The sequence below is a fragment of the Parasphingorhabdus sp. NYA22 genome, assembly GCF_976973735.1.
In genome coordinates this window covers 214,909-237,876 of record NZ_OZ333477.1, presented here as the reverse complement: position 1 = coordinate 237,876, position 22,968 = coordinate 214,909, and the positions used below count along the sequence as shown (strand labels likewise).

At 57.2% G+C, this 22,968-nt stretch carries 26 protein-coding genes; 15 read left to right on the top strand and 11 right to left on the bottom strand.

Going from position 1 to position 22,968, the window contains the following annotated elements:
- Positions 1-47 precede the first annotated feature (47 nt).
- From ACWFTY_RS01155 to ACWFTY_RS01120, 8 genes are all read left to right on the top strand, one after another.
- Complete coding sequence (locus ACWFTY_RS01155; protein ID WP_447525572.1) at positions 48-503, top strand: SUF system Fe-S cluster assembly regulator; 456 nt, start codon at positions 48-50, stop codon at positions 501-503.
- Entirely contained in the window at positions 503-2,011 is a 1,509-nt protein-coding gene (gene sufB / locus ACWFTY_RS01150) for a Fe-S cluster assembly protein SufB (protein WP_447526928.1), read from the top strand. The genes ACWFTY_RS01155 and sufB overlap by 1 nt, the downstream gene beginning before the upstream one ends.
- Positions 2,008-2,415 (top strand): hypothetical protein, encoded by a 408-nt coding sequence (locus ACWFTY_RS01145; protein WP_447525571.1) that lies wholly within the window; start codon positions 2,008-2,010, stop codon positions 2,413-2,415. The genes sufB and ACWFTY_RS01145 overlap by 4 nt, the downstream gene beginning before the upstream one ends.
- The gene (gene sufC, locus ACWFTY_RS01140; protein ID WP_447525570.1) at positions 2,402-3,151 is read left to right on the top strand and encodes a Fe-S cluster assembly ATPase SufC; all 750 of its coding nucleotides are present in this window, start codon (positions 2,402-2,404) and stop codon (positions 3,149-3,151) included. Before ACWFTY_RS01145 ends, sufC begins: the two co-directional genes overlap by 14 nt.
- 148 nt (positions 3,152-3,299) lie before the next feature.
- On the top strand, positions 3,300-4,052 hold the full coding sequence (locus tag ACWFTY_RS01135; protein ID WP_447525569.1) for a SufD family Fe-S cluster assembly protein: 753 nt from the start codon (positions 3,300-3,302) through the stop codon (positions 4,050-4,052).
- Between the two features lie 91 nt (positions 4,053-4,143).
- Positions 4,144-5,355 carry an aminotransferase class V-fold PLP-dependent enzyme gene (locus ACWFTY_RS01130; RefSeq protein ID WP_447525568.1) on the top strand — a complete coding sequence of 404 codons (1,212 nt, stop codon included), beginning with the start codon at positions 4,144-4,146 and terminating at the stop codon, positions 5,353-5,355.
- A 9-nt stretch (positions 5,356-5,364) separates the two neighbouring features.
- On the top strand, positions 5,365-5,895 hold the full coding sequence (locus ACWFTY_RS01125) for an SUF system Fe-S cluster assembly protein (protein WP_447525567.1): 531 nt from the start codon (positions 5,365-5,367) through the stop codon (positions 5,893-5,895).
- A gap of 146 nt (positions 5,896-6,041) precedes the next feature.
- Positions 6,042-6,404 (top strand): HesB/IscA family protein, encoded by a 363-nt coding sequence (locus tag ACWFTY_RS01120; RefSeq protein WP_339822311.1) that lies wholly within the window; start codon positions 6,042-6,044, stop codon positions 6,402-6,404.
- A gap of 18 nt (positions 6,405-6,422) precedes the next feature.
- On the opposite strand, the gene ACWFTY_RS01115 is transcribed toward ACWFTY_RS01120, so the two are convergent.
- From ACWFTY_RS01115 to ACWFTY_RS01080, 8 genes are all read right to left on the bottom strand, one after another.
- Complete coding sequence (locus tag ACWFTY_RS01115; RefSeq protein WP_447525566.1) at positions 6,423-7,436, bottom strand: cupin-like domain-containing protein; 1,014 nt, start codon at positions 7,434-7,436, stop codon at positions 6,423-6,425.
- Between the two features lie 204 nt (positions 7,437-7,640).
- Positions 7,641-8,570, bottom strand: a complete 930-nt coding sequence (locus ACWFTY_RS01110; RefSeq protein ID WP_447525565.1) for an electron transfer flavoprotein subunit alpha/FixB family protein — start codon at positions 8,568-8,570, stop codon at positions 7,641-7,643.
- Positions 8,570-9,316, bottom strand: a complete 747-nt coding sequence (locus ACWFTY_RS01105) for an electron transfer flavoprotein subunit beta/FixA family protein (RefSeq protein ID WP_447525564.1) — start codon at positions 9,314-9,316, stop codon at positions 8,570-8,572. The genes ACWFTY_RS01110 and ACWFTY_RS01105 overlap by 1 nt, the downstream gene beginning before the upstream one ends.
- A gap of 196 nt (positions 9,317-9,512) precedes the next feature.
- Positions 9,513-10,712 carry an ADP-forming succinate--CoA ligase subunit beta gene (sucC, locus tag ACWFTY_RS01100; protein ID WP_447525563.1) on the bottom strand — a complete coding sequence of 400 codons (1,200 nt, stop codon included), beginning with the start codon at positions 10,710-10,712 and terminating at the stop codon, positions 9,513-9,515.
- A 329-nt stretch (positions 10,713-11,041) separates the two neighbouring features.
- Positions 11,042-11,509, bottom strand: coding sequence for a GNAT family N-acetyltransferase (locus ACWFTY_RS01095; protein ID WP_447525562.1), 468 nt, complete (start codon positions 11,507-11,509; stop codon positions 11,042-11,044).
- 61 nt (positions 11,510-11,570) lie between these two features.
- Positions 11,571-11,885 (bottom strand): hypothetical protein, encoded by a 315-nt coding sequence (locus ACWFTY_RS01090; protein ID WP_447525561.1) that lies wholly within the window; start codon positions 11,883-11,885, stop codon positions 11,571-11,573.
- Positions 11,882-12,415, bottom strand: coding sequence for an inorganic diphosphatase (gene ppa / locus ACWFTY_RS01085; RefSeq protein ID WP_447525560.1), 534 nt, complete (start codon positions 12,413-12,415; stop codon positions 11,882-11,884). Before ppa ends, ACWFTY_RS01090 begins: the two co-directional genes overlap by 4 nt.
- Before the next feature lie 14 nt (positions 12,416-12,429).
- Positions 12,430-14,370: a M61 family metallopeptidase gene (locus ACWFTY_RS01080; RefSeq protein WP_447525559.1), complete on the bottom strand. Its 1,941-nt coding sequence runs from the start codon at positions 14,368-14,370 to the stop codon at positions 12,430-12,432.
- A gap of 120 nt (positions 14,371-14,490) precedes the next feature.
- Here ACWFTY_RS01080 and hisS point away from each other — a divergent pair, with 120 nt between their 5' ends.
- The 4 genes from hisS (at position 14,491) to ACWFTY_RS01060 (ending at position 18,648) form a co-directional block, all read left to right on the top strand.
- Positions 14,491-15,822, top strand: coding sequence for a histidine--tRNA ligase (gene hisS, locus ACWFTY_RS01075; RefSeq protein ID WP_447525558.1), 1,332 nt, complete (start codon positions 14,491-14,493; stop codon positions 15,820-15,822).
- Positions 15,819-16,895, top strand: coding sequence for a peptide chain release factor 1 (prfA, locus tag ACWFTY_RS01070; protein WP_447525557.1), 1,077 nt, complete (start codon positions 15,819-15,821; stop codon positions 16,893-16,895). Before hisS ends, prfA begins: the two co-directional genes overlap by 4 nt.
- The gene (gene prmC, locus ACWFTY_RS01065; protein ID WP_447525556.1) at positions 16,888-17,724 is read left to right on the top strand and encodes a peptide chain release factor N(5)-glutamine methyltransferase; all 837 of its coding nucleotides are present in this window, start codon (positions 16,888-16,890) and stop codon (positions 17,722-17,724) included. The genes prfA and prmC overlap by 8 nt, the downstream gene beginning before the upstream one ends.
- 237 nt (positions 17,725-17,961) lie before the next feature.
- Positions 17,962-18,648, top strand: coding sequence for a DUF4167 domain-containing protein (locus ACWFTY_RS01060; RefSeq protein WP_447525555.1), 687 nt, complete (start codon positions 17,962-17,964; stop codon positions 18,646-18,648).
- Between the two features lie 65 nt (positions 18,649-18,713).
- Here ACWFTY_RS01060 and ygfZ read toward each other — a convergent pair whose 3' ends face one another.
- Positions 18,714-19,448 carry a CAF17-like 4Fe-4S cluster assembly/insertion protein YgfZ gene (gene ygfZ / locus ACWFTY_RS01055; protein ID WP_447525554.1) on the bottom strand — a complete coding sequence of 245 codons (735 nt, stop codon included), beginning with the start codon at positions 19,446-19,448 and terminating at the stop codon, positions 18,714-18,716.
- Between the two features lie 52 nt (positions 19,449-19,500).
- On the opposite strand from ygfZ, the gene pyrC reads away from it, so the two are divergent.
- A complete protein-coding gene (gene pyrC / locus ACWFTY_RS01050) occupies positions 19,501-20,535 on the top strand; it encodes a dihydroorotase (RefSeq protein WP_447525553.1) in 1,035 nt (344 codons plus the stop codon).
- A 19-nt stretch (positions 20,536-20,554) separates the two neighbouring features.
- Here the strand turns inward: pyrC and rarD are convergent, their stop codons facing one another.
- Together rarD and ACWFTY_RS01040 are read right to left on the bottom strand one after the other, a co-directional pair.
- Positions 20,555-21,475 (bottom strand): EamA family transporter RarD, encoded by a 921-nt coding sequence (gene rarD / locus ACWFTY_RS01045; protein ID WP_447525552.1) that lies wholly within the window; start codon positions 21,473-21,475, stop codon positions 20,555-20,557.
- 74 nt (positions 21,476-21,549) lie between these two features.
- Complete coding sequence (locus ACWFTY_RS01040) at positions 21,550-21,801, bottom strand: hypothetical protein (protein WP_447525551.1); 252 nt, start codon at positions 21,799-21,801, stop codon at positions 21,550-21,552.
- Positions 21,802-21,865: 64 nt separating this feature from the next.
- Here ACWFTY_RS01040 and ACWFTY_RS01035 point away from each other — a divergent pair, with 64 nt between their 5' ends.
- On the top strand, positions 21,866-22,417 hold the full coding sequence (locus ACWFTY_RS01035) for a GNAT family N-acetyltransferase (protein ID WP_447525550.1): 552 nt from the start codon (positions 21,866-21,868) through the stop codon (positions 22,415-22,417).
- 11 nt (positions 22,418-22,428) lie between these two features.
- Positions 22,429-22,866, top strand: coding sequence for a DUF1330 domain-containing protein (locus ACWFTY_RS01030; protein ID WP_447525549.1), 438 nt, complete (start codon positions 22,429-22,431; stop codon positions 22,864-22,866).
- Positions 22,867-22,968: the final 102 nt, after the last annotated feature.

Here is a 22,968-nt window from a genome sequence, read left to right as displayed (position 1 = left end):
ACTAAATCAGTCTTGTTTAGAGTTTAACCCCCAGCGAATCGAGAAATATGCGCCTTTCCAACCTTGCCGACTATGCTGTTGTCCTGATGTCCGCCGCTGCGCGCCATTGCGGTGCTGCGCTGCTGGCCGAAGGAAAGCTCAACGCAACCAAGCTGGCTCAGGAAACCGGCGTCCCGTTGCCAACGGCGAAGAAGCTGGTCAGCCGGTTGACCGCCGCCGGGCTGTTCGAATCGACTCGCGGTATCGGCGGCGGCATCCGGCTTGCCCGGCCCCCTTCATCGATCAGTCTTGCCGATATAGTCGAGGCGGTCGAAGGCCCGCTGGCCATTACCAGTTGTACCATTGACGGGAATCACGATTGTGTGTTGGAGGACGGCTGCACCGTTAAACCCCATTGGGGCGTTGTGAACCGGACGATCCGCAAGGCGCTGGCCGATGTCAGCCTGGCGAGCCTGTCGGATTTGCCAGTCGCCCCCAAAATTCGAATAATGGAAAAAGCATGATGAGCGAAGATGTCAAAACTGCAGATTATGACGCAGAACGCGCGGAAATGAACGCCGAGGCGCAGGAAGCGGTCGACAAGGCGAGCACTTACGAGTTCGGCTGGTCGTCGGACATCGAACAGGATTTCGCGCCCAAAGGTCTGAACGAAGACACGGTGCGGTTCATTTCCGACAAGAAGGGCGAGCCCGAGTGGATGCTCGACTGGCGGCTCAAGGCTTTTCGCCAGTGGGAAAAGATGGAGTCGCCGGACTGGGCGAAGCTCGAGATCCCGATGATCGATTATCAGGACGCTTATTATTACGCCGAGCCGAAGCCGAAGGAAAAGCTGGGTTCGCTTGATGAAGTCGATCCGGAAATCCTGCGCATCTATGAAAAGCTCGGCATACCGATCGAGGAGCAAAAAGTGCTCGCCGGTGTCGAGGGCGCGCGCAAGGTCGCTGTGGACGCGGTGTTCGACAGCGTGTCGGTGGCGACCACCTTCCGCAAAGAACTGGAAGACGCAGGAGTGATTTTCCGTTCGATCTCGGAAGCGATCAAGGAATATCCCGATCTCATCCGCAAGTATCTCGGCAAAGTTGTGCCGATGCATGACAATTATTTCGCCACGCTCAACTGCGCCGTGTTTAGCGACGGGACCTTTGTCTACATCCCCAAGGGCGTGAAATGCCCGATGGAGCTGAGCACCTATTTCCGGATCAATGCGGAAAATACCGGTCAGTTCGAGCGCACATTGATTGTCGCCGAAGCTGGCTCTTACGTGTCCTATCTCGAAGGCTGCACCGCACCGATGCGCGACGAGAATCAGTTGCACGCCGCCGTGGTCGAACTGGTCGCGATGGATGACGCGGAGATCAAATATTCGACCGTCCAGAACTGGTATCCCGGCGACGAGAACGGCAAGGGCGGCATCTATAATTTCGTCACCAAACGCGGGCTGTGCCAGGGCAAGAACAGCAAGATCAGCTGGACCCAGGTCGAGACCGGCAGCGCCGTGACCTGGAAATATCCGAGCTGCGTACTCAACGGCGAAGGCAGTATTGGTGAATTTTACTCGGTGGCGCTGACCAACAATTATCAGCAGGCCGATACCGGCACCAAAATGATCCACAACGGCAAGAATACCCGTTCGACGATAATCTCCAAGGGGATAAGCGCCGGTCACAGCGACAATACCTATCGCGGTCTGGTGCGGGTTGGTCCCAATGCGGAGAATGTCCGCAACTTCACCCAGTGCGACAGCCTGCTGCTCGGCGACCAGAGCGGCGCGCATACCGTGCCCTATATCGAGGTCAAGAACCCGACCGCGACGATCGAGCATGAAGCGACGACCAGCAAGATCAGCGACGACCAGATGTTCTACGCCCAGCAACGCGGGCTGGACGAAGAGGCGGCGGTGAGCCTGATCGTGAACGGCTTTGCCAAGGAAGTGCTCAAGGAACTGCCGATGGAATTTGCCGTCGAAGCGCAGAAATTGCTGGCGATCAGTCTTGAGGGGAGCGTGGGGTGAGTATCGCGCTTTCTCTGCTTGCGTCATTGGCAATCTCAGATGGATCGGGTCTGGAATTTCCAGCCAACCTCCATGGTACTTGGGATGCTAATGCCGATGCTTGTCAGCTAGAATATAGTGATTATCGAATTGAAATCGCCAAAAGCAAAATGATCTATTGGGAATCCAGTGGGACCCCAGAACAGGTTTACAGCGCCAGTGCGAATGAAACGTGGATCGATTTGATCATGGCCGGTGAAGAACAGGCATGGAAGTCAAAATTAAGATTGGTGCTTTCGGACTCCGACCAAATTTTGTTCGTCGAAGACATTGCCATTCCAGAGCAAGATTATTTCAAAACAGTTTGGTTTTACCACCGGTGCCCAAGCAGTGACGATACTAAGGGAAAAAATGCTAAAAATTGAAAACCTCCACGCCACAGTCGGCGACACAGAAATCCTCAAGGGGCTTTCGCTCGAAATCAACGCGGGTGAAATCCATGCGATCATGGGGCCCAATGGGGCCGGTAAGTCGACGCTCGCTTATGCGCTGGGTGGACGGCCTGGTTATGAAGTGACCGCAGGCAGTGCGAGCTTTGACGGGCAGGATTTGCTCGCCCTCGATCCGCACGAACGGGCCGCGGCGGGGATTTTCCTCGGCTTTCAATATCCGGTCGAAATTCCCGGCGTGTCCAACCTGCAGTTCCTGCGCGAAAGCCTGAATGCGCAGCGCAAGGCGCGCGGGGAAGAGGCGCTCAACGGCGCGGAGTTCATCAAGCTCGCCAAGGAAAAGGCGGCGCTGCTCAAGATGGACATGGATATGCTCAAGCGCGCGGTCAATGTCGGCTTTTCCGGCGGCGAGAAGAAGCGCAACGAGATGGTCCAGATGGGCATTCTCGATCCCAAGCTGGCGATCCTCGACGAGACCGACAGCGGCCTCGACATCGACGCGCTGCGCACCGTGGGTTCGGGCATTAATGCGATCATGCGCAAGCCCGACAAGGCGGTATTGCTGATCACCCACTATCAACGTCTGCTCGACGAAGTGAAGCCGGATTTTGTCCATGTTCTGGCGAACGGCCGGATTGTGAAGACGGGCGGACCGGAACTGGCGCTGCAGCTTGAGAATGAAGGCTATGAAGCGATTGCGGAGGCCGCATGATGTTGTCTGAAGCATCTTTTCTCCCTGTCGCGCAGCGATGGGGAGGTGGCAGTAGCGAAGCTGCTGACGGAGGGGCCTTGCGCGCATTACCCCTCCACCATGCTTCGCATGGTCCCCCTCCCCAAAGCTTCGCTTTAGGGAGGAAAATATGAACGCTCCGCTCCCTACGCGCCGCGACGAGAGTTGGCGCTATGCTGATCTCAAGGCGCTTGAAACCGTCTGGTCGAAACTGGCCGGCCCCGAGAAAATCATCGTGCCGGCGGGTGAAACCGTCTCGCGCCAGATTGCCGAACTGCCGGTGATCGAGGGTGTTGGCATGATCGACCTCGATGTCACCATCGGCGACAATGCGACGTTCAATATCCATGTCCTCGCGCATAATGCCCACTATGGCCGCATCCAGGTCAAGGCGACCTTGGGCAATGGCTCGCATTTTGAACTGGGCGGCGCGATTCTCGGATCGGGCAAGCAGACGCTGGAAATCGTCACCGAGACGATTCATGCCGAACCCAATGCCACCTCCAACCAGGTGGTGCGCTCGGTCTTGGCGGACACAGCTACCGGCAGTTTCCTCGGCAAGATCAATGTTGCCCGCCATGCTCAGAAAACCGACGCCGCGCAGTCGGTCAAGGCGATGCTGCTGGATCGCGGTGCGACTGCGAACGCAAAGCCGGAGCTGGAAATTTTCGCAGATGATGTGAAATGCGCCCATGGCGCGACCGTCGGCGAACTCGACAAGCAGGCTTTGTTCTACATGGCTTCGCGCGGAATCGATCCGGCGACGGCGCAGAAGCTGATGCTGCAGGCGTTTATTGCGGATGCTTTTGTGAGCATGGATGATGATGCGGCGCGGGAAGTGATCGAGGGCAAGGCGCTTGAGGTTTTGGGGGCTTTGTCGTGAGGGATATCACTACTCGTCATCCTGAACTTGTTTCAGGACCCCTCGAGATCCTGAAACAAGTTCAGGATGACGATGGTGATGGAGTCGAATCATGAACGCTCCCGCTATCATCAAAACCTCCCACCGAGCCGATTTCCCCGGCATCGGACCGGACTGGCATTATCTCGACACCGCAGCCACAGCCCAAAAGGCCAAGCCGGTACTCGATGCCATCGCCCGCGCTTATGGCCCGGAATATGCCACCGTGCACCGCGGCGTCTATGCTCGGTCCGCCAATATGACACTGGCCTATGAAGCCGCCCGCAAACGCGTTGCCGGTTTCCTCAACGCCGCGTCCGAGAACGAAATCGTCTTCACCAGCGGCGCGACCGACAGTATCAATCTGGTCGCCGAAAGCTGGGGCAACAAGTTCATTGCCAAGGGCGACCGGATCATGCTGTCGCAGCTGGAGCATCATAGCAATATCGTGCCGTGGCAAATGCTGGCCGAGCGGGTCGGCGCACATATCGATGTCGCGCCGCTGACGGAAGACGGCCAGATTGATCTCGACTGGATCGAAGAGCATCTGACCGAGCAGCATAAGCTGGTGGCGCTGGCGCATGTTTCGAACGTGCTCGGGTCTTTGCTCGACGCGAAACGGGCTGCGGCTATTGCGCACAAGGTTGGCGCGAAGCTGTTGCTCGATGGCTGTCAGGCCGCTCCGCGCCTGCCCGTCGATGTGCAGGACCTTGGTTGCGATTTTTACGTTTTCTCCGGTCACAAGATTTACGGGCCGACGGGCATTGGTGCCTTGTGGGCGCCTTATGCGACGCTCGAGGCCATGCCGCCATGGAAGGGTGGCGGGTCGATGATTGATCGCGTGTCTTTTGACGGCACAACCTATGCGCCGCCACCGGGCCGCTTTGAAGCCGGAACACCCCATATTGTCGGCGTGGTCGGGCTGGACGCGGCGATCCAATATGTCGAAGGCATAGGCCTAGACGTGATCTCGGATCATGAAAATGCAACGCTGGCCAAGGCGCGCGAAGCCTTGTCCGGGATCAACTCGGTGCGGGTCTTTGGCCCTGACAAAAGCATGGGCATATTAAGTTTCGCGGTCGGTGACGTGCATCCGCATGATGTCGCCACTATATTGGATGAAGGCGGCGTTGCGATCAGGGCCGGCCATCATTGCGCGCAGCCTTTGATGGACTATCTCGGCGTACCGGCGACGGCGCGCGCGAGTTTCGGGATTTACAGTGATGACAATGATGTCGCCGCCCTGGTGGACGGCATCAATCGGGTCAGAAAGATTTTCGGGTAAGGTGACGATATGAACGAAGAACGGAAAATTTTGGTGGAAGAAGTCGAGTCGGTCGAAAAGCCGAAACTGGCGAAGGTCGAGGACGCAGTGGATACACCCGCGGAAAAGCCGGCCCCGGTGATGGCGCCTTCGCCTTATGAAGCGGAAACCGATGCGGCGAAGCTCAATCGCAAGAAGGATTATCTTGAGGGCTTTCTGGCGCAGAAGCCAGCCGAGACCCCTGCTGGCGAAGCCGGTGGCGATCTTTACGAGGCAGTGATCGATACGCTCAAATCCATTTTTGACCCGGAAATTCCGGTGAATATCTATGATCTCGGTCTGATCTATGGCGTCGAGATTACGCCGGACAATCACGCGATTGTGACGATGACCCTGACCACTCCGCATTGCCCGGTCGCCGAATCCATGCCCGGCGAGATCGAACTGCAGGTCGGCAGCGTGTCCGGCGTCGGCCACGCCGAAGTCAATCTCGTCTGGGACCCGCCATGGGACCCGCAGAAGATGAGCGACGAGGCGAAGCTTGAACTGGGGATGTTGTAAACCAATAGCCCCTCCCCTTCAGGGGAGGGGTTGGGGTGGGGCCTGTCCTCACCCACAAAATTCGGACGCTGGCATCGAGCCAGCCTCCTCATAAACCACCCCTTGCCCCTCCTTTGAAAAGGAGGGGTTAAGAAAGAAGAAGAGCTATGACCGAGACAAAAACCAAGACCCGCGAAATACCCGCCGCGATCATTCTGACGCCCGGCGCCGAGCAGCGCATTGCCGATCTGATGGCCAAAGCACCAGAAGACGCGATCGGCGTAAAACTATCCACCCCGCGCCGCGGCTGTTCGGGCCTGGCCTATTCGGTCGACTATATCACCGAGGAAGTCCCGTTCGACGAAAAGATAGTGACCCCCGGCGGGCTGTTTTACGTCGACGGCGGATCGGTGCTCTACCTGATCGGCAGCACGATGGACTGGGTCGAAGATGATTTCACTGCGGGCTTCGTGTTCGAGAACCCGAACGCCAAAGGCGCTTGTGGGTGCGGGGAGAGTTTTACGGTTTAGAGCCGGATACTCATCGATTTAGAAAGCCGTTTCGCCCGGATAGTCCGTGTAAAAATCATTATCGACCGGGAAATTGGTGAAGGACATGCCGATCGTGTGGTCGAGCGCTTCGACATGATGCCACCAGCCTACGGGCAGGAATATCGCTTCGCCGGGACCGATTTCGCATTCCCAGATAGTGGGAGCATTCTCTCCCTGAGCCGTGATTTCCTCGCTTGAGGCCCATAAGCTGAAACAATGCTGATGGTTGCGCATTTGGGGCAGGTCATAGGCGGCTACCATTTTCACCTTTTTGCGTCCGGAAATTTGCAGCAACAGATTGTTGGTCAGGTCATGGTGAAAGGGCGTGATCGTGCCTTTCGGTCCGATCCAGAAGAAGCCGTCCTGGCCGCCGCTCGCCTTGAGCAGGGCGATATCGCCGACGTCCTGCCACAGCGGTGCGAGCGCCCGCTTGTTGACTGTGTCATTATAGGCGGTGATATAGAAATCATTGCTGCTGTCGGTCTGGCGGAGCAGCTTGATGAATTCGCCAAAAGCTACATGGCGTTTGTGGCGGTCCTTGACCAGTTCATAATTCTCGCCCGACAGGCGCTGACCCTGAATCTCAATGACATTGTTGCCGATTTTTTCCGCTAGATAATCGAATGTCCAGCGCTTCATCGCCGGCCAATGATCGACCAGGCCAGTGAGCTTGACCGGCCGGTTGCGGTGATGAAAGTCGCGGAAGAATATCTCCGGTTCGATCTTGTCAACGACCGGAATATTGCGGTCTCCGTCCGTTTCTGTTTCGTGCAGCCGGCGATAGATATCCAGCGTCCAGTCGCGCTTGCTTACCCTGTTGCTGATCGTCTTGGCGGCGTTGAAGAGCGGGTCTTTCAGCGCTCGACCGGCCTCATAATGGGCTGCTTTTTCGCTATAGCCGGCGGCGATGAAGCGCTGCGGGAGGTCACTGACCGGACATCCGTCGAGAATCGCCTGAGCCAGAACATCGCGCTTGTCCGGGCGGTTTTTGGGAGTGGTGGTGGCTGTCATCAAAATGACGTAAGCGCGATTGGTGTCAGAAAAATGACGCTGGCGGTTCGGATTAGCCAATAAGAAACCCCGACGCTTTCACGCCGAGGTTTAAAATTTCGTCATCCTGAACTTGGTTCAGGATCGCATGCGGTTCGCGCCAGCCTCTCGAGGGATGCTGAAACGAGTTCGGCATGACGAGTGGGGCGTGGCACCGCGCTGGCTTCAGACCTTGCTCGTCAATTCCGGAACCGCGTCAAACAGATCCGCAACCAGTCCGATATCCGCAACCTGGAAAATCGGGGCGTCCTCGTCCTTGTTGATCGCGACGATGATTTTCGAGTCCTTCATACCCGCAAGATGCTGGATCGCGCCGGAAATGCCGATGGCGATATAGACTTCCGGAGCGACGATCTTGCCGGTCTGGCCGACCTGATAGTCGTTCGGGACATAGCCCGCATCGACCGCAGCGCGCGAAGCGCCGATGCCGGCGCCGAGCTTGTCTGCCAGGGGCGTGATCACTTCTTCAAACTTCTCGGACGAACCCAGAGCACGACCACCGGAAACGATGATTTTTGCGCTGGTCAGTTCGGGGCGTTCGGACTTGGCGATTTCTTCGCTGACGAAGCTCGACAGGCCAGCATCGCTGGCGCCGCCAACGGCTTCGATGGTGCCGGAGCCGCCTTCGGTTTCTGCCTTGTCAAAAGCCGTCCCGCGAACGGTGATGACTTTCTTGGCATCCGAGGATTTCACGGTAGCAATCGCGTTGCCGGCGTAGATTGGCCGGGTGAACGTGTCTTCGCTTTCGACCGAGAGAATGTCGCTGATCTGCATAACGTCGAGCAGGGCTGCGACGCGCGGGGCGATGTTCTTGCCGGTGGTGGTGGCTGGCGCGAGGAACGCGTCATGCGTTTCCATCAGGCTGGCGATCAGCGGCGCGGCATTTTCCGCAAGCTGATGCTCCAGCGAGGCGTCGTCGGCGACGTGGACGGTGGCGATACCGGCCACCTTGGCAACCTGTTCGGCAACGCTGGCACAGCCGGAGCCGATGACCAGAGCGTGGACTTCGCCCAGTTGCGATGCGGCGGTGACTACAGCCAGCGTCGCGTCTTTCATGTTCGTGTTGTCATGTTCTACGAGTACAAGAGTTTTCATCAGATCGCTCCCACAGCTTTGAGTTTCGCGACCAGCGCGTCGACGTCTTCGACCTTTTCACCAGCCTGGCGAACCGGAGGTTCGGTGACGGTGATGGTGGTGAGACGCGGGCTGATGTCGACGCCGTAATCGGCAGGCGTTTTCTCATCCATCGGCTTTTTCTTCGCCTTCATGATGTTCGGCAGCGACGCATAGCGCGGTTCGTTGAGGCGCAGGTCGGTGGTGACCACGGCAGGCAGGTTCAGTTTGACCGTCTGCAGGCCGCCATCGATTTCGCGTTTGACGGTGATGCTTTCGCCATCAATATCGATCTCATTGGCAAACGTACCCTGACCCCAGCCGAGCAAGGCTGCGAGCATCTGGCCGGTCTGGTTCGAATCGTCATCAATCGCCTGTTTGCCGGTGATGACCAGCTTCGGCGCTTCTTCTTCGACGATCTTGGCGAGGATTTTGGCGACTGCGAGCGGTTCGACTTCTTCGTCGGTTACGACGAGGATCGCGCGGTCCGCGCCCATGGCGAGCGCGGTACGCAGCGTTTCCTGAGCCTTTTGCGGGCCAACCGAAACAGCGATAATTTCTTCTGCCTTGCCGGCCTCTTTCAGGCGGATGGCTTCCTCGACGGAGATTTCGTCGAACGGGTTCATCGACATTTTGACATTGGCGAGATCGACGCCGCTGCCGTCGGACTTGACCCGCGGTTTCACGTTATAATCTATGACCCGTTTTACGGGTACCAGGATTTTCATTGCTGTTTCCTTTTTTAATTTCATCAACCAATTAACTTACGTTCACGTAAACGTCAAGCTTTGCGCTGCGGTGCAGCATCGTCGATTTCGCCACAAGGGCAGGTCCCGTTCGTACTGAGCTTGTCGAAGTACGGAATTACGCACTCCATCATCCTTCGACAGGCTCAGAACGAACGGCCTTTAATTTATCGTCCGTTCAGGCTGCTGCTTTAACCTGTGCAACAATCTTCTTCGCCGCATCGCCCAGATCATCGGCCGACACGATTGGCAGACCGCTGTTGGCCAGGATTTCCTTGCCCTTCGCAACATTGGTGCCTTCCAGTCTAACGACCAGCGGCACATCCAGTTCCACTTCCTTCGCCGCGGCAACAATGCCCTCGGCAATGATGTCGCATTTCATGATGCCGCCAAAGATGTTGACGAGAATGCCTTCGACTGCAGGATCGGCGAGAATGATCTTGAACGCTGCGGTGACCTTTTCCTTGGTCGCGCCGCCGCCCACGTCGAGGAAGTTGGCAGGAAATGCGCCATTGAGCTTGATGATATCCATCGTCGCCATTGCAAGACCGGCGCCATTGACCATGCAGCCGATATTGCCGTCGAGCTTGATATAGGCGAGGTCGGATTTGCTGGCTTCGACTTCCGCAGGATCTTCTTCGGTCTCGTCGCGCAGGGCAGCGATATCGGGGTGACGCATCAGCGCGTTGCCGTCAAAGCTCATCTTGGTGTCGAGCACGATCAGTTGCTGATCCTCGGTCACCACCAGCGGGTTGATCTCGACCATTTCGCAATCCATCGCCATGAAGGCGTCATAAAGCTTCTTGCCGAGCTTCTGCGCCTGTTTGTTCAGGTCGCCTTCCAGCCCGAGCGCAAAAGCGATGGTCCGTCCGTGATGCGGCATGAAGCCCTGCGCCGGATCAATCGTGATCGTCTTGATTTTTTCCGGTGTATTGTGGGCAACGTCCTCGATGTCCATTCCGCCTTCGGTGGAGACGACAAGGGCGACGCGACCGCTGGCCCGGTCGACCAGAATCGAGAGGTAGAATTCCTTCTCGATATCGACGCCGTCGGTGACATAGAGACGATTGACCTGCTTGCCTTCGTCACCGGTCTGGATGGTCACCAGGGTGTTGCCGAGCATTTCCTCGGCATTGGCGCGAACTTCGTCGATCGATTTCGATAACCGAACGCCGCCTTTGGCGTCGGGTCCGAGTTCCTTATATTTGCCCTTGCCGCGTCCGCCGGCGTGAATCTGTGCCTTTACAACATAGAGCGGTCCGGGGAGTTTTTCGGCTGCGGCGACCGCTTCGTCAACGGTGAGCGCGGCATAGCCAGCGGGAACGGCGATGCCGTGTTTGGCAAGCAGTTCCTTGCCCTGATATTCGTGGATATTCATGGGAAGGGTAAGCACCTTTCAAAATGGAGGTCTTGAATTTCAAGACAAGCGAATAATTGGCACGGCTAAAGCACAGTCAGGCCCCTATTTCCACCCTGTTTCGTGATAATTATCAGATGTCCTAGTCGGGTCCCGGCCATGGCATTGACAGCAATCAACAATGTTCGCGCAAATCGGAAAACTCGCCGGAACCTAGGCAAAAATTCAATTTTCCGGATAGTTGTGCCATTTGTGACGAAACGCTGGCCGGAGTGCAAAGCCGAACTCTGCGAGCGTTGAAGCTGAGCGAATGTCAGGATTCCCGGAAATTGCCCTTCGGGGCAGTGCTTTCACAGCGCCAGATGCATGGCGCAACGGCGATTTCCGGGCAGGCCGTTCTCGATTTCCGCCTCGAGAATATCAGCGAGTCGTTTCGGCAACCCCGACTCATCCAGCGTCCGATAGCCCAGCTTATGATAGAAATGTTCGTTGAACGCCAGATCCCGGAACGTAGTCAGGGTGAGAGCCGGAATATCGTGTTCGATCGCATATTCTCTTGCGGTTCCCAGCAGGCGTCTTCCGACACCATGGCCCTGATGCCCGTCCTCGACCGCCAGTTCGATGATGTGCAATGCATCTTTATATCGTGCCGTCGTGACGAATCCGATGCAGCGCTTGTCCATTGTCGCTACCCAGACCGTGCCTTCATCAATGTAAATCTGATGCAGTTCAGCGGACATTACGGTGTCGCTGGCGATCCATTCCAGTCCGGCTACCGGCAAGAAGGCCTTTGCCGCCGATCGCTCTATATCCGGCAAGTTCGCCGCATCAGCGGCACTTGCTGGTCGAATGAAGATGCAGACCATCTTCGCGCCGCGCCTATTTGACCGCGCAGATCAGTCCGGAGGACGTCACCACACCGACGATTTCGGGATCCTGCAACGACCGGGTCTGTTTGACAAATTCCTTGACCGTAACATCGCCCGGTTCGCGTTTCCTGAGCTTGCCAAGATCATTGAGCTTTTTAAGTTGCCCCAGCGACAGGCGATCCACCATCCGGTCCGCCATGCAGGCCGATATCGGTGCGGACAATCCCGCACTGATCAGCCCGTTGCGGACCCGGGTTTCAGGAGTAGCGCATGCCGCCAGGGCCGACAGTGCCGTCATCATCAAGATGATGCGGGTGGCGTTCATTTCTTGCTTTTCGCCAGCTCGATCGCTTCGAGTACAACGCGTTTGGCGTCTTCGGCATCGCCCCATTTGCCGACCCGGACCCATTTCTCGGGTTCGAGATCTTTGTAATGGGTGAAGAAATGCTCGACCTGCTGCATGACGATTTCCGGCAAGTCATTGCCTTCACCGATCTTGCGATAATAGGGAAAGGTTGCGTCAATCGGGACGCAGAGCAATTTTTCGTCGCCGCCATGTTCGTCTTCGAGGTTGAGAACCGCGATTGGCCGGCAGCGCACGACGCAGCCAGGCATGAACGGCGAACGGGCCACGACCAGCGCATCGAGCGGGTCGCCATCCGGCGACAATGTGTGCGGAATGAAGCCGTAATTGGCCGGATAGCGCATCGGCGTGTGCAGGATACGGTCGACAAACAGAGCGCCGGAAGCCTTGTCAAATTCATATTTGACGGGTTCGCCACCAACCGGAACTTCGATTACGACGTTCAGGGCTTCTGGCGGATTATCGCCAATCGGGATTTTGTTAATGTCCATGGAAAAGGAGATCCTTATCTGGTTTTAGACTGTAATAGCCGGTCTATGCCGCCTTCTTGATCAACACCCTCTCCGGTGATTTTCTCGAGCGCCGGATAGCGCAGGCCGCCGGAATGGTCGACCATAAAATTGTGATAGGCTTCACCATTTTTCGCAAAAATATCTATCATACCGGTGCCGCCTTGATTTTCCTCGATCGCCTGTTTGAGGGCTTCGTCGCTGTAAGCCTTGCCATTGACAGCCGAAATGGTGAGTCCCGATTTCAGTCCTGCCTTGAACGCCGGACTGTCCCAGGTCACCGATTTTATCGCTCCCTTGCTGCCCATGATCAGGCCAAGGCTATAGCTGAGGTCAACCTGTTTGCGGCGTTTGTCATTGGCAAGTATATAGGCGCTTGGCGTATCGACATAGACGAGCCGGTAGCCGCCGAGGGTGAGGCCGTCCTTCGGCGCTTCGATGCTGGTCCGATAGACCCGTTCTTCAATAAACCCGTCCCAGTCGTAGGGCTGGACCTTGTCGAGCGCGGCGATAACATCCTGTCGTTCATAGGTGGCCACGCCCCAGTCACCGTTCTTGCCGCCAAAAAAGTCTCGCGCAAAATTTTCAAGCGACTTATTGCCACCCGATTCACGACGGATGATCTGGTCGGCTTCGAGCCAGATCAGCAGGCCTTCATTATAATAATCTTCGGACCGCTGCCAGCTGGACCAGGGCTTGGGCTGCCGGGCTGCGATAATCGGATCATGAGTGGTGTCGATCAGCGGGCGCCAGCTCCGTCCGACTCGCTGGTCCATTCCTGCCGCGATAGCCGCGATGGCATCCAGCGTATCCTGTTTTGAATAGAGCCCGGACCGCGCGCCGAGCACATAGCCCCAGAATTGCGTCTGGCCTTCATAGACCCACAGCAGATTATCGCGCATCGGCTGCCGGAAATCGGGCGTCCACATGCCGGCGGGACGACGATATTTGCCATTCCAGGCATGGGTGAGCTCATGTGCCAGAAGATTGCGCCGACCGGGCCCGCTGTCCCAATTGGTAAAATATTCGCGGTTCACGCCATTTTCGGACGAGCGGTGATGCTCCAGGCCGATACCGCCCATTTCGTCGGTCAGCGCGAGCAGGAAATCATAGCGGTCATAGGGATGGCTGCCGAACAACGCTTCCGCTTCCTTGACCAGCTTGATGTGTGGGGCGATCTGGTCTTTTCTGGGCTTCAGGAATTTTGCATCGTCAGCGACAATATTGAGATGCACGCGACTGGTCAGCTGGTGGGTTTGAAAATGCTCTCCGGCGAAAACCGGACTGTCGACCAATGTGTCATAGTCGGTCTTCTGATAGGCAACGGTGCTGCCGGTGGTTGATTTCGGGCGCAAGGCGCTCGCTGCCTGCCAGCCTTCGGGATAGATGGCAGTCGCCTCGACCGGAATCTGGCGGACATAATAGCCGGCCGGATAAAGCGAGACCTGATGCCAGCGCAGGTTGAGCATCGATGGTGCCATGACAATGCGGCCGTGGCTGCTGGTGGTGGCCGAGACAAACTGGAATTTTGCGGTAATCGAGCGGACATTTTCCGGAACCGTCAGGTGAAAGGCGAACACATCGACATCGTCGCGGACCCACGACAATATTTCCCCATTGGCGGTGAATTCCAGCCCGGTGACCTTCTCGATTTCGCCGCGCGGCGCATGGTTGCCCGGGAGCCATTCGGGGTAGAGCAGGGTCAGGCGACCGGCTTTTGCCACCGGAATCGTCTGGATGACACGGAAAATGCCCTGGTCATGATCGCGCGCATCGACTGTCAGAGTCATGGTGCCGGGATAAGCGATGTCCTGTGGTGCAGGAATCGTCTCCTGCGGCGCAACATAGCTCGGCTTGCTGAGGCTGTCCGGCATTGCCGCCGCCGTTGTAGAAATGCCGAGGGCCAAGACCAGACCGAAAATGCCAACCAGACGCATGCGAAGAAAATCCCTTTGATGATCAGCACGCGTAAATGGGGGATTTTGCAACTTTCGTCCAGAGCCTAGGTGCAAATAAGCCACTTCCGCTTTGCCGCTTCACTGGCTAAAGCGCTCTCCATGGCAAAGATACAGACACCCCAGCCGGTGCGCGGCACGCAGGATATATTTGGCGAAGATCAGGAGCGGTTCCAGCATGTGGTCGAGACGTTCGAGCGCGTGCGGCGACTCTACGGTTTCAAGGGTGTACAAATGCCGGTCTTTGAACCGACGGCGGTTTTTGCCCGCTCGCTCGGCGAGACCACCGATGTGGTGTCGAAGGAAATGTACTCATTCGAGGATCGTGGCGGTGATAGCCTGACCCTGCGGCCGGAATTTACCGCGGGTATCTCGCGTGCTTTTCTGACCAATGGCTGGCAGCAACATATGCCGCTCAAAATTTCCGCACATGGCCCACTGTTCCGCTACGAGCGGCCGCAAAAGGGCCGCTACCGGCAGTTTCACCAGCTCGACGCAGAGATAATCGGTACCAGCGAAGCCACGGCGGATGTGGAATTGCTTTGCTTCGCCGACCAACTCCTGCAGGAACTGGGCATAGCCGATGGCGTAACCTTGCAGCTCAACACTTTGGGGGATGCCGAAAGCCGCGATGCCTGGCGTGATGCGCTGGTCGAGCATTTTCAGGCGCATCGCAAGGAGCTATCGGAAGACAGTCAGGACCGTTTGGAGCGCAATCCGCTCAGGATTCTCGATAGCAAGGAACGGCAGGACCGCCCGATTGCAGATGCTGCTCCGGATATTGACGCCTATCTGTCGAGCGAGGCGAAGAAATTTTTTGCGCAGGTTACTGAAGGACTTGATGCATGCGGCGTAGCGTGGACGCGCAACAGCCGGCTGGTGCGCGGGCTTGATTATTATCGCCACACGGCGTTTGAATTTGTCACTGACCGGCTGGGCGCACAGGGCACGGTGCTGGCTGGCGGACGCTATGATGGTTTGATCGAAACTCTTGGTGGCCCCGCAACCCCTGCTGTTGGCTGGGCTGCCGGTATCGAGCGGTTAGGCATGTTGCTTACCGAAGTGCCCGAAGCTTCACTGGAGCTGGCCATCGTGCCGATGGGCGATGATGCCACGGTCAAGGCGCTGTCGGTGGCGAACGAACTGCGCAAAACCGGATTTTCAGCTGATATTTTCGGTAGCGGAAAGTTCAAAAAACGCATGGCGCGCGCCAATCAGGCAGGTGCCTCGGCGGCGATTATCATTGGCGAAGACGAGCTGGCGTCCGGCAAACTGCAGTTCAAAAATCTGGCTACGGGTGAGCAGACTGGGCTGGATGTTACGGAAATCATCGAAAAAATGTGGGACCTGAGATTTTCCGATGACCTCGCGAATCTTGATGCGGATCTGAATGATCTGGAGCAGGATGTGGCACGGCTGGGAGAGGATGGTTGACCACCATTACCCCGCAAAGACTGGCGCAGATCGAGGCACGTTTTGCCGAACTTCAGGCGATGATGGCGTCAGGCGATCTCGACAGCGAGAAATTTGTCTCTGTCTCGAAGGAATATGCCGAGATTGAACCGGTTGCCGAAGCTGCTGCCAGCGTCAAAGCCTTGCGCGATGAGCAGCAGGGATTGGCCGAAATGCTCGCCGGGGATGATGCGGAGATGAAGGCGATGGCTTCTGACGAGGTCGATGGCGTGAAGAAGGCGCTGGAAAAGGCCGAACATGCTCTGGCGCTGCAATTGCTGCCCAAGGACAGCGCCGATGACCGGCCCGCGATGCTCGAAATCCGCGCCGGCACCGGTGGCGACGAGGCTGCGCTTTTTGCCGGTGATCTGTACCGCATGTACACTCGCTATGCCGAGGACCAGGGCTGGAAGGTCGAGATGATCTCCGCCAATGCTTCGGAAGTCGGCGGCTTCAAGGAAGTGGTCGCCAATATCCAGGGCAAGGGCGTGTTCGCCAAGCTCAAGTTCGAATCCGGCGTACACCGGGTCCAGCGGGTTCCGGAAACCGAGAGCGGCGGGCGGATTCATACTTCCGCGGCGACGGTGGCGATCCTGCCCGAACCCGAAGAAGTCGATATCAAGATCCGCACCGAAGACCTGCGCATCGACACCTATCGGGCGAGCGGGGCCGGTGGCCAGCATGTCAACAAGACCGACAGCGCGATTCGCATCACCCACTTGCCGACCGGACTGGTCGTGCAATGCCAGGACGGCAAGTCGCAGCACAAGAACAAAGCGCAGGCGATGAAGGTACTGGCGGCGCGGATGTATGAGCAGGAGCGCGATGCGGTGCAGAGCGAGGAAGCCGAAGCGCGCAAGTCGATGGTCGGTTCCGGCGATCGTAGTGAACGCATCCGGACGTATAATTATCCGCAGGGACGGGTGACCGACCACCGGATCAACCTGACTCTGCACAAGCTGCCCGAAATCATCGAGGGCACGGCGCTCGGCGACATGGTCGACGCATTGATCGCGGAGGATGAAGCCAGCCGGCTCGCCAATCTGGATGGGTGATGCGGCCAGCGCACTGCGTGAAGCGGCGCAGGGCCTGTCCGAAATTTCCGACAGCCCGCGCCTCGACGCGGAATTGCTGATGGCGCATGCCTTGCGCATCGACCGGTCCGAACTGCTGCTGAAACTGCCAGAGCTTAAAGCGCCGGTAGAATTTTCTGCGCTGGTCGAACGGCGCCAGAAATCGGAACCGATTGCCCATATCACCGGCATGAAAGAATTCTGGGGCCTCGATTTCCAGATCACGCCCGATGTGCTGATTCCCCGGCCCGACAGCGAATTGCTGATCGATGAGGCGGTCCGCATATTTGGATCCGCGCATCCGCACAGGATAGTCGATCTGGGCACCGGCAGTGGCGCGCTTGTGCTGGCAGCCTTGCATGAATTTCCGGAAGCCAGGGGGCTCGGCATCGATGCCAGCAGTGCTGCGTTGCAGATTGCCCACAATAATGCGGATTCGCTCGGCTTGACGGATCGTGCCAGTTTTATGCTGCTGGACTGGACGGAGGCAGACTGGACCAGCGCGCTTGGTTCCGGCTTCGATCTGATCCTTGCGAACCCGCCCTATGTCTCGACTCTTGCTCCATTATCTGCGGATGTCGCCGGCTTCGAACCGCATCAGGCGCTGTTCTCCGGCGCAGATGGGCTGGACGACTACAGGATCATCATCCCGGCACTGGAAAAGCTGCTCTCATTGACCGGATTAGCCTTGCTTGAAATTGGCTTTGATCAGGCAAAGCCGGTTTCAAAAATAGCCACAGACAGCGGCTATCATGTTGAGTTAAAACAGGATTTGGGCGGAAATGACCGTTTGCTGGTCCTCCGCCGGTAAAAAGGGCTTGGTTTTGATGGATCGAGTCGCTAAGACTTGCGTAGGCCCAGAGGATTTCTGGCTTTTTCCCTAAATCTCTGGCCTGCCCCCAACTCGATAATGTTGCTGGTTTTCGGCGTGCATTTGTCTTGTATGGGCCGCTGTGGACGGGTTGTCTGCAGCGCAATCGCCACCCGAGTGTGGCTATGACTTGAGAAAGACCAAGTTTATTATCGGTATAAGGATACCTAAAATTTGATGAACAATCGTCAGCCTGGCCGCCGTGGACGCAGCCGGAACACCAATAACCGCCCCCAGGGCAACCGCGGTGGCGGATCGGATCGCGATAACCGGATCGACAACCGCGCGCGTGGCAATGCTGTGCAAATGCTCGATAAATTCAAGAAAATGGCGCAGGACGCACAGGTCAATGGCGACCGCGTCCAGGCCGAATATTATCATCAGTTTGCCGATCATTATTTCCGTGTGAACGCCGATACTATTGCCCGTCGCGAAGAACAGCGGATCGCCCGCGAAGAACCGCGCGGAGACAACCGTCCGGATAATCGCCCGGACAACCGTGGTGATAATCGTGGCAATGGCCAGGATGATAGCAGCGAAAATGAAGGCAATGGACAGCGCAGCCGTCCGCCGCAGGCGCAACAAAGTCGTCCGAAACGCGATGATCGAAATGATCAGGGTGAAGCGGCCACGACTGACGCGCCTGAAGAGAAAAAACCGGTTCGCAGCCGGCGCCCGCGCAAGGTCGAAGCTGCACCGGTTCGCAACGAATCCGAAGAGAAAAATGGCGAGAGCAATGGCCTTGATGCCAGCGCCCTGCCACCGGCAATTTCGCAGTCGACCGAGGTCGAAGTTGAAAAGAAACCGGCTCGTAAAAAGCGGGTGATGAAACCCAAGGCAACCGAAGAAAGCGACGCTGCTTAAGCGACGCCAGGTTTAACAAAGACAAAGGCGGGCAGCGGCGGAAGCTGATGCCCGCCTATTCGTTGTTACAGCGCTCTCGCCAGCCAGTCCGGCAGATCGAGCGCTTTCAGATCGTCGACGCGACGATGTTCCACGGACAGATCATAATCGGGGTAGGCGATGCGCTGGCGCTTTTCATCGGCCTGCGCAATCGGCACGACAACCAGCCGCCGGTTGACCTTTTGCCGGTAATTCATCCGCGCCGTATTTTCCTGTCCGACATAGCAGCCTTTGGTGAAGCTGACGCCGTTGAGCTCCGCTGCATTGCATTCGAGCCATAATGTCTTGTCGCTGCCAAGCTCTGCCGAGCCCTCGGTCACGCCGAAGGACAGGCGATGCTTTCTATAGGCTTCGTCGGCTCCTTCACCATCTGCTGCAGCATCCAGCCAGCGGTGCCCCAATGCGGGTAATCGCGGGTCGACCGGCTGGTTCTCCGCGATCAGGCCCCAGTGCACGCTGAGGGAATTATCCAGGGCGATTTCAATCTTGCGGCGGAGACGATAGATTTTCAGGCGTTTGACCAATGCGTCGGCCTGATCCTGTTCACAGTCGATCAGGATGTCATCACCCTCAGCCCACAGGAAGAAATCGAACAGGACTTTTCCCTGCGCGGTGAGCAGCGCCGACCATTGCGGCGCGCCCTCTACCACAGCGGTCATATCCTGAGTCACCAGCCCCTGCAGAAACGCGCGGATATCTTCCGACCCGTCCGTTGCCGAAAGACGGATGATGGCGCGGTCATTAAGTCTGGTTTCGGTCATGGCATTTAGGTAGGGTGTGCGGAGCGAAAAACCAAGCCTTACGCGGAGCTATATGACCGATACTATTACCATCCGTCGACCAGATGACTGGCACGTGCATCTTCGTGACGGCGCCATGCTGGAAGCAGTCGCGCCGTTTACCGCGAAACAATTTGGCCGGGCGATCATCATGCCCAATCTTTCGCCACCGGTAACCAGCGCCGCCAGCGCCGCCGCCTATCGCGACCGGATCATGGCAGCGTTGCCGGCCGGGTCCGGTTTCACGCCGCTGATGACCTGCTATCTCACCGATGATGCGGACGCGGATGATATTGCTGCGGGCCACGCAGCTGGAATCTTTACCGCCGCGAAACTCTACCCCGCCAATGCAACCACCAATAGCGCGCACGGTGTCACCGATGTGGCGCATATCATGCCGGTGCTCGAGCGGATGCAGGAGATCGGCATGCCGCTGCTGGTCCATGGCGAAGTAACTGATAGTGATATTGATATTTTTGATCGCGAAGCGGTGTTTATCGAGCGGGTGATGAAGACATTGATCGGGGCATTGCCGGACCTGAAAGTCGTGTTCGAGCATATCACCACCGAGCAGGCGGTTCGCTTTGTTGACAGCTGCGGCCCCAATGTCGCGGCGACGATCACGCCCCATCATCTGCATATCAACCGCAACGCCATGTTTGCTGGCGGCATTCGCCCGCATGCTTATTGCCTGCCGGTGGCCAAGCGGGAAATACACCGGCTTGCGCTGCGCAAGGCTGCGACATCCGGCTCGCCGAAATATTTCTTGGGTACCGACAGTGCGCCGCATGAAATCCACGCCAAGGAATCGGCTTGCGGCTGCGCCGGGATTTTCAACGCGCCTTATGCGCTGGAAAGCTATGCGGCAGTTTTTGACGAAGAGGGCGCTCTGGACCGGCTGGAAGGCTTTGCTTCCGAGCATGGCCCCAATTTCTACGGTCTGTCGCTGAATGAAGATAAGGTAACTCTGGCACGCAGCAGTGCCGTCATCCCCGAAAACCTCGCAGTCGCCGATGCCACACTGGTCCCGTTTCATGCCGGATCTGAATTGAATTGGCGAATTTTATAGCATTGAAACGCCAGCGACTTCAGGCGGATTGCGGTCTCCGCGCAGCCTTGCCTGCCAGATAGGAATCGGTCGAAAAGATCGCGAGGCTGGTCCAGATCAGCACAAAGCATATGATGTGGGATGGCGTCAGCGGCTCTTTGTAGATCAGGACACCGACCAGAAACTGGATCGTCGGCGCGAGATAGTTCAGCAGTCCGATAGCACCAAGGGTCATTTTCTTGACCGCCGAGGCGAACAGCAGCAGCGGGATGGCGGTGACGATGGAGCCGCCGATCAGCAACAGGTCAAGGGTTCGGTCATCGCCGAGATGCTGACTTGTCGCTGACGATGGCATGGCAAAGGTCAACCAGACCAGCAGCAGGATGAAGGGCAGGAACAAGATACCGGTTTCTGCGGTCAGGCCGACGATCGGGCCAATGTCGGCTATCTTGCGGACCAGCCCGTAGCTGCTCCAGCTGATCGCCAGAGCCAGGCTGATCCAGAGCGTGTCGAGTGCTTGTATCGCCAGGACCGAAACCCCCACGGACGCTATCGCAAGGGCGATCCATTTGTTGCGGGAGAGTTTCTCGCCGAGAAAGATCCTGCCCAGCAAGACGCTAAGCAAAGGGCTGATAAAATAGCCGAGACTGGCGGCAAGAATATGATCTTCGTGCACGGCCCAGACGTAGATCAGCCAGTTGGTCGCGATAAGCGAGGCGCTGGCGAGCATCGCCCAGCGCAATTTGCCATCCATCATCGCATTGCCCAGATTGGCGAGGCTTTTGCGGAAATAGAGGATGACGATCAGAAGCGGCACCGACCAGATGATTCGGTGGGCTACGACCTCCAGCGCGTCGACATTTTGCAGCAGCTTGAAATAGACAGGCATCAAGCCCCAGAACACGCATGCGATTAACGCCTGAATGAGGCCGATGCGGCTGGTGGCTGGGGCAGTGGACATAGCTCAGCGATTAGGCTGGCCGGGCCCGCCCGGCAATCAAGAAATCCTATCCTCGGGAAAACCCGGGAACCCGATCAGATGATGCCGCCGCCGATCCACAGCCGCAAAGCGCATATGGCCATGACGATCATACAGAAATACATGCCACTGGTGCGCGAAGAGATCAGCCCGAACAGCGCACCGACGCCGGCGATCGGCAGGATCAGCCAGTTGGTCCATCCCAGCAAGGGAACCAGACCGATGAAGGAGAGAATGAGGGCAATGACGCCGATGAAGATGGAGATAAGATTGAACATAACTGTATTATAAACATAGTGCACCGTCATTTCAAGCATTTGCAATTCAAAAAGCTCATAGTAGGCTGACTGCTGGTGGGACGGAGACAAGGCCATGGCCATTGATGATATCAGAATAGAAACGGAGCGGTTGATCTTGCGGCCGCCCAATGGTGATGATTTCGAAGCCTGGGCCGAATTTCAGACGGATGAAGCCACGATGGCTTATATCGGCGGTGTAAAAAGCCGCGCGGAATCCTGGCGCGTTCTTTGCACCATGGTCGGGGCGTGGCGCGTGCGCGGCTATGCAATGTTCTCGCTCATTCTCAAGGACAGCGGGCAATGGATTGGCCGGATCGGGCCCTGGTATCCCGAAGGCTGGCCCGGCACCGAAGTGGGCTGGGCGGTAGCACCGGAATATGTCGGCAAAGGCTATGCGCTGGAAGCGGCGGTGGCGAGTATGAACTATGCGGTCGACACGCTGGGCTGGCGCGATATCTGTCATACGATCGATCCGGATAATCTGGCCTCGATCAGATTGGCGGAGCGGCTTGGTTCGGCCAATCGCGGGCCGACAAAGCTTCCCGACCCCTTTCAGGATGCGCGGGTTGACGACTGGGGACAATCGCGCGAACAGTGGCAAGAGAATAGAAAACAGTTTCAGTAGGAGAGCAGACCATGGTCGAAGATCGCTATGTGGATCCCACGCGGGAAAGTTTTGACGCATTCAAGGCGCTGCCCCGCGATGTGCCGATCAATATGCTCAATCTGCTGCGCTTCCATGAATCTGCGCAATATCCCGCAGATCATCCCAATGCCGGCAAGGGATGGAGCGGCGAACGGGCCTATCAAGAATATGGCAAGACCAGCGGGCCGATATTCCAGCGCGTGGGCGGCACGATCATCTGGCGGGGGAAAATGGAATCTATGGTGACCGGGCCGGATGACAAGCAGTGGGATTCCTCTTTCATCGCCTATTATCCGAATAGCGGCGCGTTCCTGGAAATGGTCACGGATCCCGAATATCAAAAAGCTGTGGTCAATCGCCAGGCCGCCGTCCTGACGTCCCGTCTGATCCGATTCGGGGAACTGGACGGGCCGGATACGTTCGGCTGAAATCCCGATTCAGGACAAAAGGTTAACAAAGAGTCACCGGATTAACCAGTTTTCCTAACGAAATATTAACGCTTTTTATGCATGTATTTTCCTAAATTCAGG

Coding starts and splice junctions, on each gene's coding strand:
- ACWFTY_RS01105 (WP_447525564.1), bottom strand. CDS start 9,316: ATGAAAATCCTGGTACCCGTAAAACGGGTCATAGATTATAACGTGAAA.
- sucC (WP_447525563.1), bottom strand. CDS start 10,712: ATGAATATCCACGAATATCAGGGCAAGGAACTGCTTGCCAAACACGGC.
- ACWFTY_RS01040 (WP_447525551.1), bottom strand. CDS start 21,801: ATGACGGTGCACTATGTTTATAATACAGTTATGTTCAATCTTATCTCC.
- ACWFTY_RS01120 (WP_339822311.1), top strand. CDS start 6,042: ATGACCGAGACAAAAACCAAGACCCGCGAAATACCCGCCGCGATCATT.
- ygfZ (WP_447525554.1), bottom strand. CDS start 19,448: ATGACCGAAACCAGACTTAATGACCGCGCCATCATCCGTCTTTCGGCA.
- ACWFTY_RS01030 (WP_447525549.1), top strand. CDS start 22,429: ATGGTCGAAGATCGCTATGTGGATCCCACGCGGGAAAGTTTTGACGCA.
- ACWFTY_RS01090 (WP_447525561.1), bottom strand. CDS start 11,885: ATGAACGCCACCCGCATCATCTTGATGATGACGGCACTGTCGGCCCTG.
- hisS (WP_447525558.1), top strand. CDS start 14,491: ATGGCAAAGATACAGACACCCCAGCCGGTGCGCGGCACGCAGGATATA.
- ACWFTY_RS01155 (WP_447525572.1), top strand. CDS start 48: ATGCGCCTTTCCAACCTTGCCGACTATGCTGTTGTCCTGATGTCCGCC.
- ACWFTY_RS01130 (WP_447525568.1), top strand. CDS start 4,144: ATGAACGCTCCCGCTATCATCAAAACCTCCCACCGAGCCGATTTCCCC.
- ACWFTY_RS01035 (WP_447525550.1), top strand. CDS start 21,866: ATGGCCATTGATGATATCAGAATAGAAACGGAGCGGTTGATCTTGCGG.
- prmC (WP_447525556.1), top strand. CDS start 16,888: ATGGGTGATGCGGCCAGCGCACTGCGTGAAGCGGCGCAGGGCCTGTCC.
- rarD (WP_447525552.1), bottom strand. CDS start 21,475: ATGTCCACTGCCCCAGCCACCAGCCGCATCGGCCTCATTCAGGCGTTA.
- ACWFTY_RS01060 (WP_447525555.1), top strand. CDS start 17,962: ATGAACAATCGTCAGCCTGGCCGCCGTGGACGCAGCCGGAACACCAAT.
- ACWFTY_RS01125 (WP_447525567.1), top strand. CDS start 5,365: ATGAACGAAGAACGGAAAATTTTGGTGGAAGAAGTCGAGTCGGTCGAA.
- sufB (WP_447526928.1), top strand. CDS start 503: ATGAGCGAAGATGTCAAAACTGCAGATTATGACGCAGAACGCGCGGAA.
- ACWFTY_RS01080 (WP_447525559.1), bottom strand. CDS start 14,370: ATGCGTCTGGTTGGCATTTTCGGTCTGGTCTTGGCCCTCGGCATTTCT.
- ACWFTY_RS01110 (WP_447525565.1), bottom strand. CDS start 8,570: ATGAAAACTCTTGTACTCGTAGAACATGACAACACGAACATGAAAGAC.
- ACWFTY_RS01115 (WP_447525566.1), bottom strand. CDS start 7,436: ATGACAGCCACCACCACTCCCAAAAACCGCCCGGACAAGCGCGATGTT.
- ACWFTY_RS01135 (WP_447525569.1), top strand. CDS start 3,300: ATGAACGCTCCGCTCCCTACGCGCCGCGACGAGAGTTGGCGCTATGCT.
- ppa (WP_447525560.1), bottom strand. CDS start 12,415: ATGGACATTAACAAAATCCCGATTGGCGATAATCCGCCAGAAGCCCTG.
- pyrC (WP_447525553.1), top strand. CDS start 19,501: ATGACCGATACTATTACCATCCGTCGACCAGATGACTGGCACGTGCAT.
- sufC (WP_447525570.1), top strand. CDS start 2,402: ATGCTAAAAATTGAAAACCTCCACGCCACAGTCGGCGACACAGAAATC.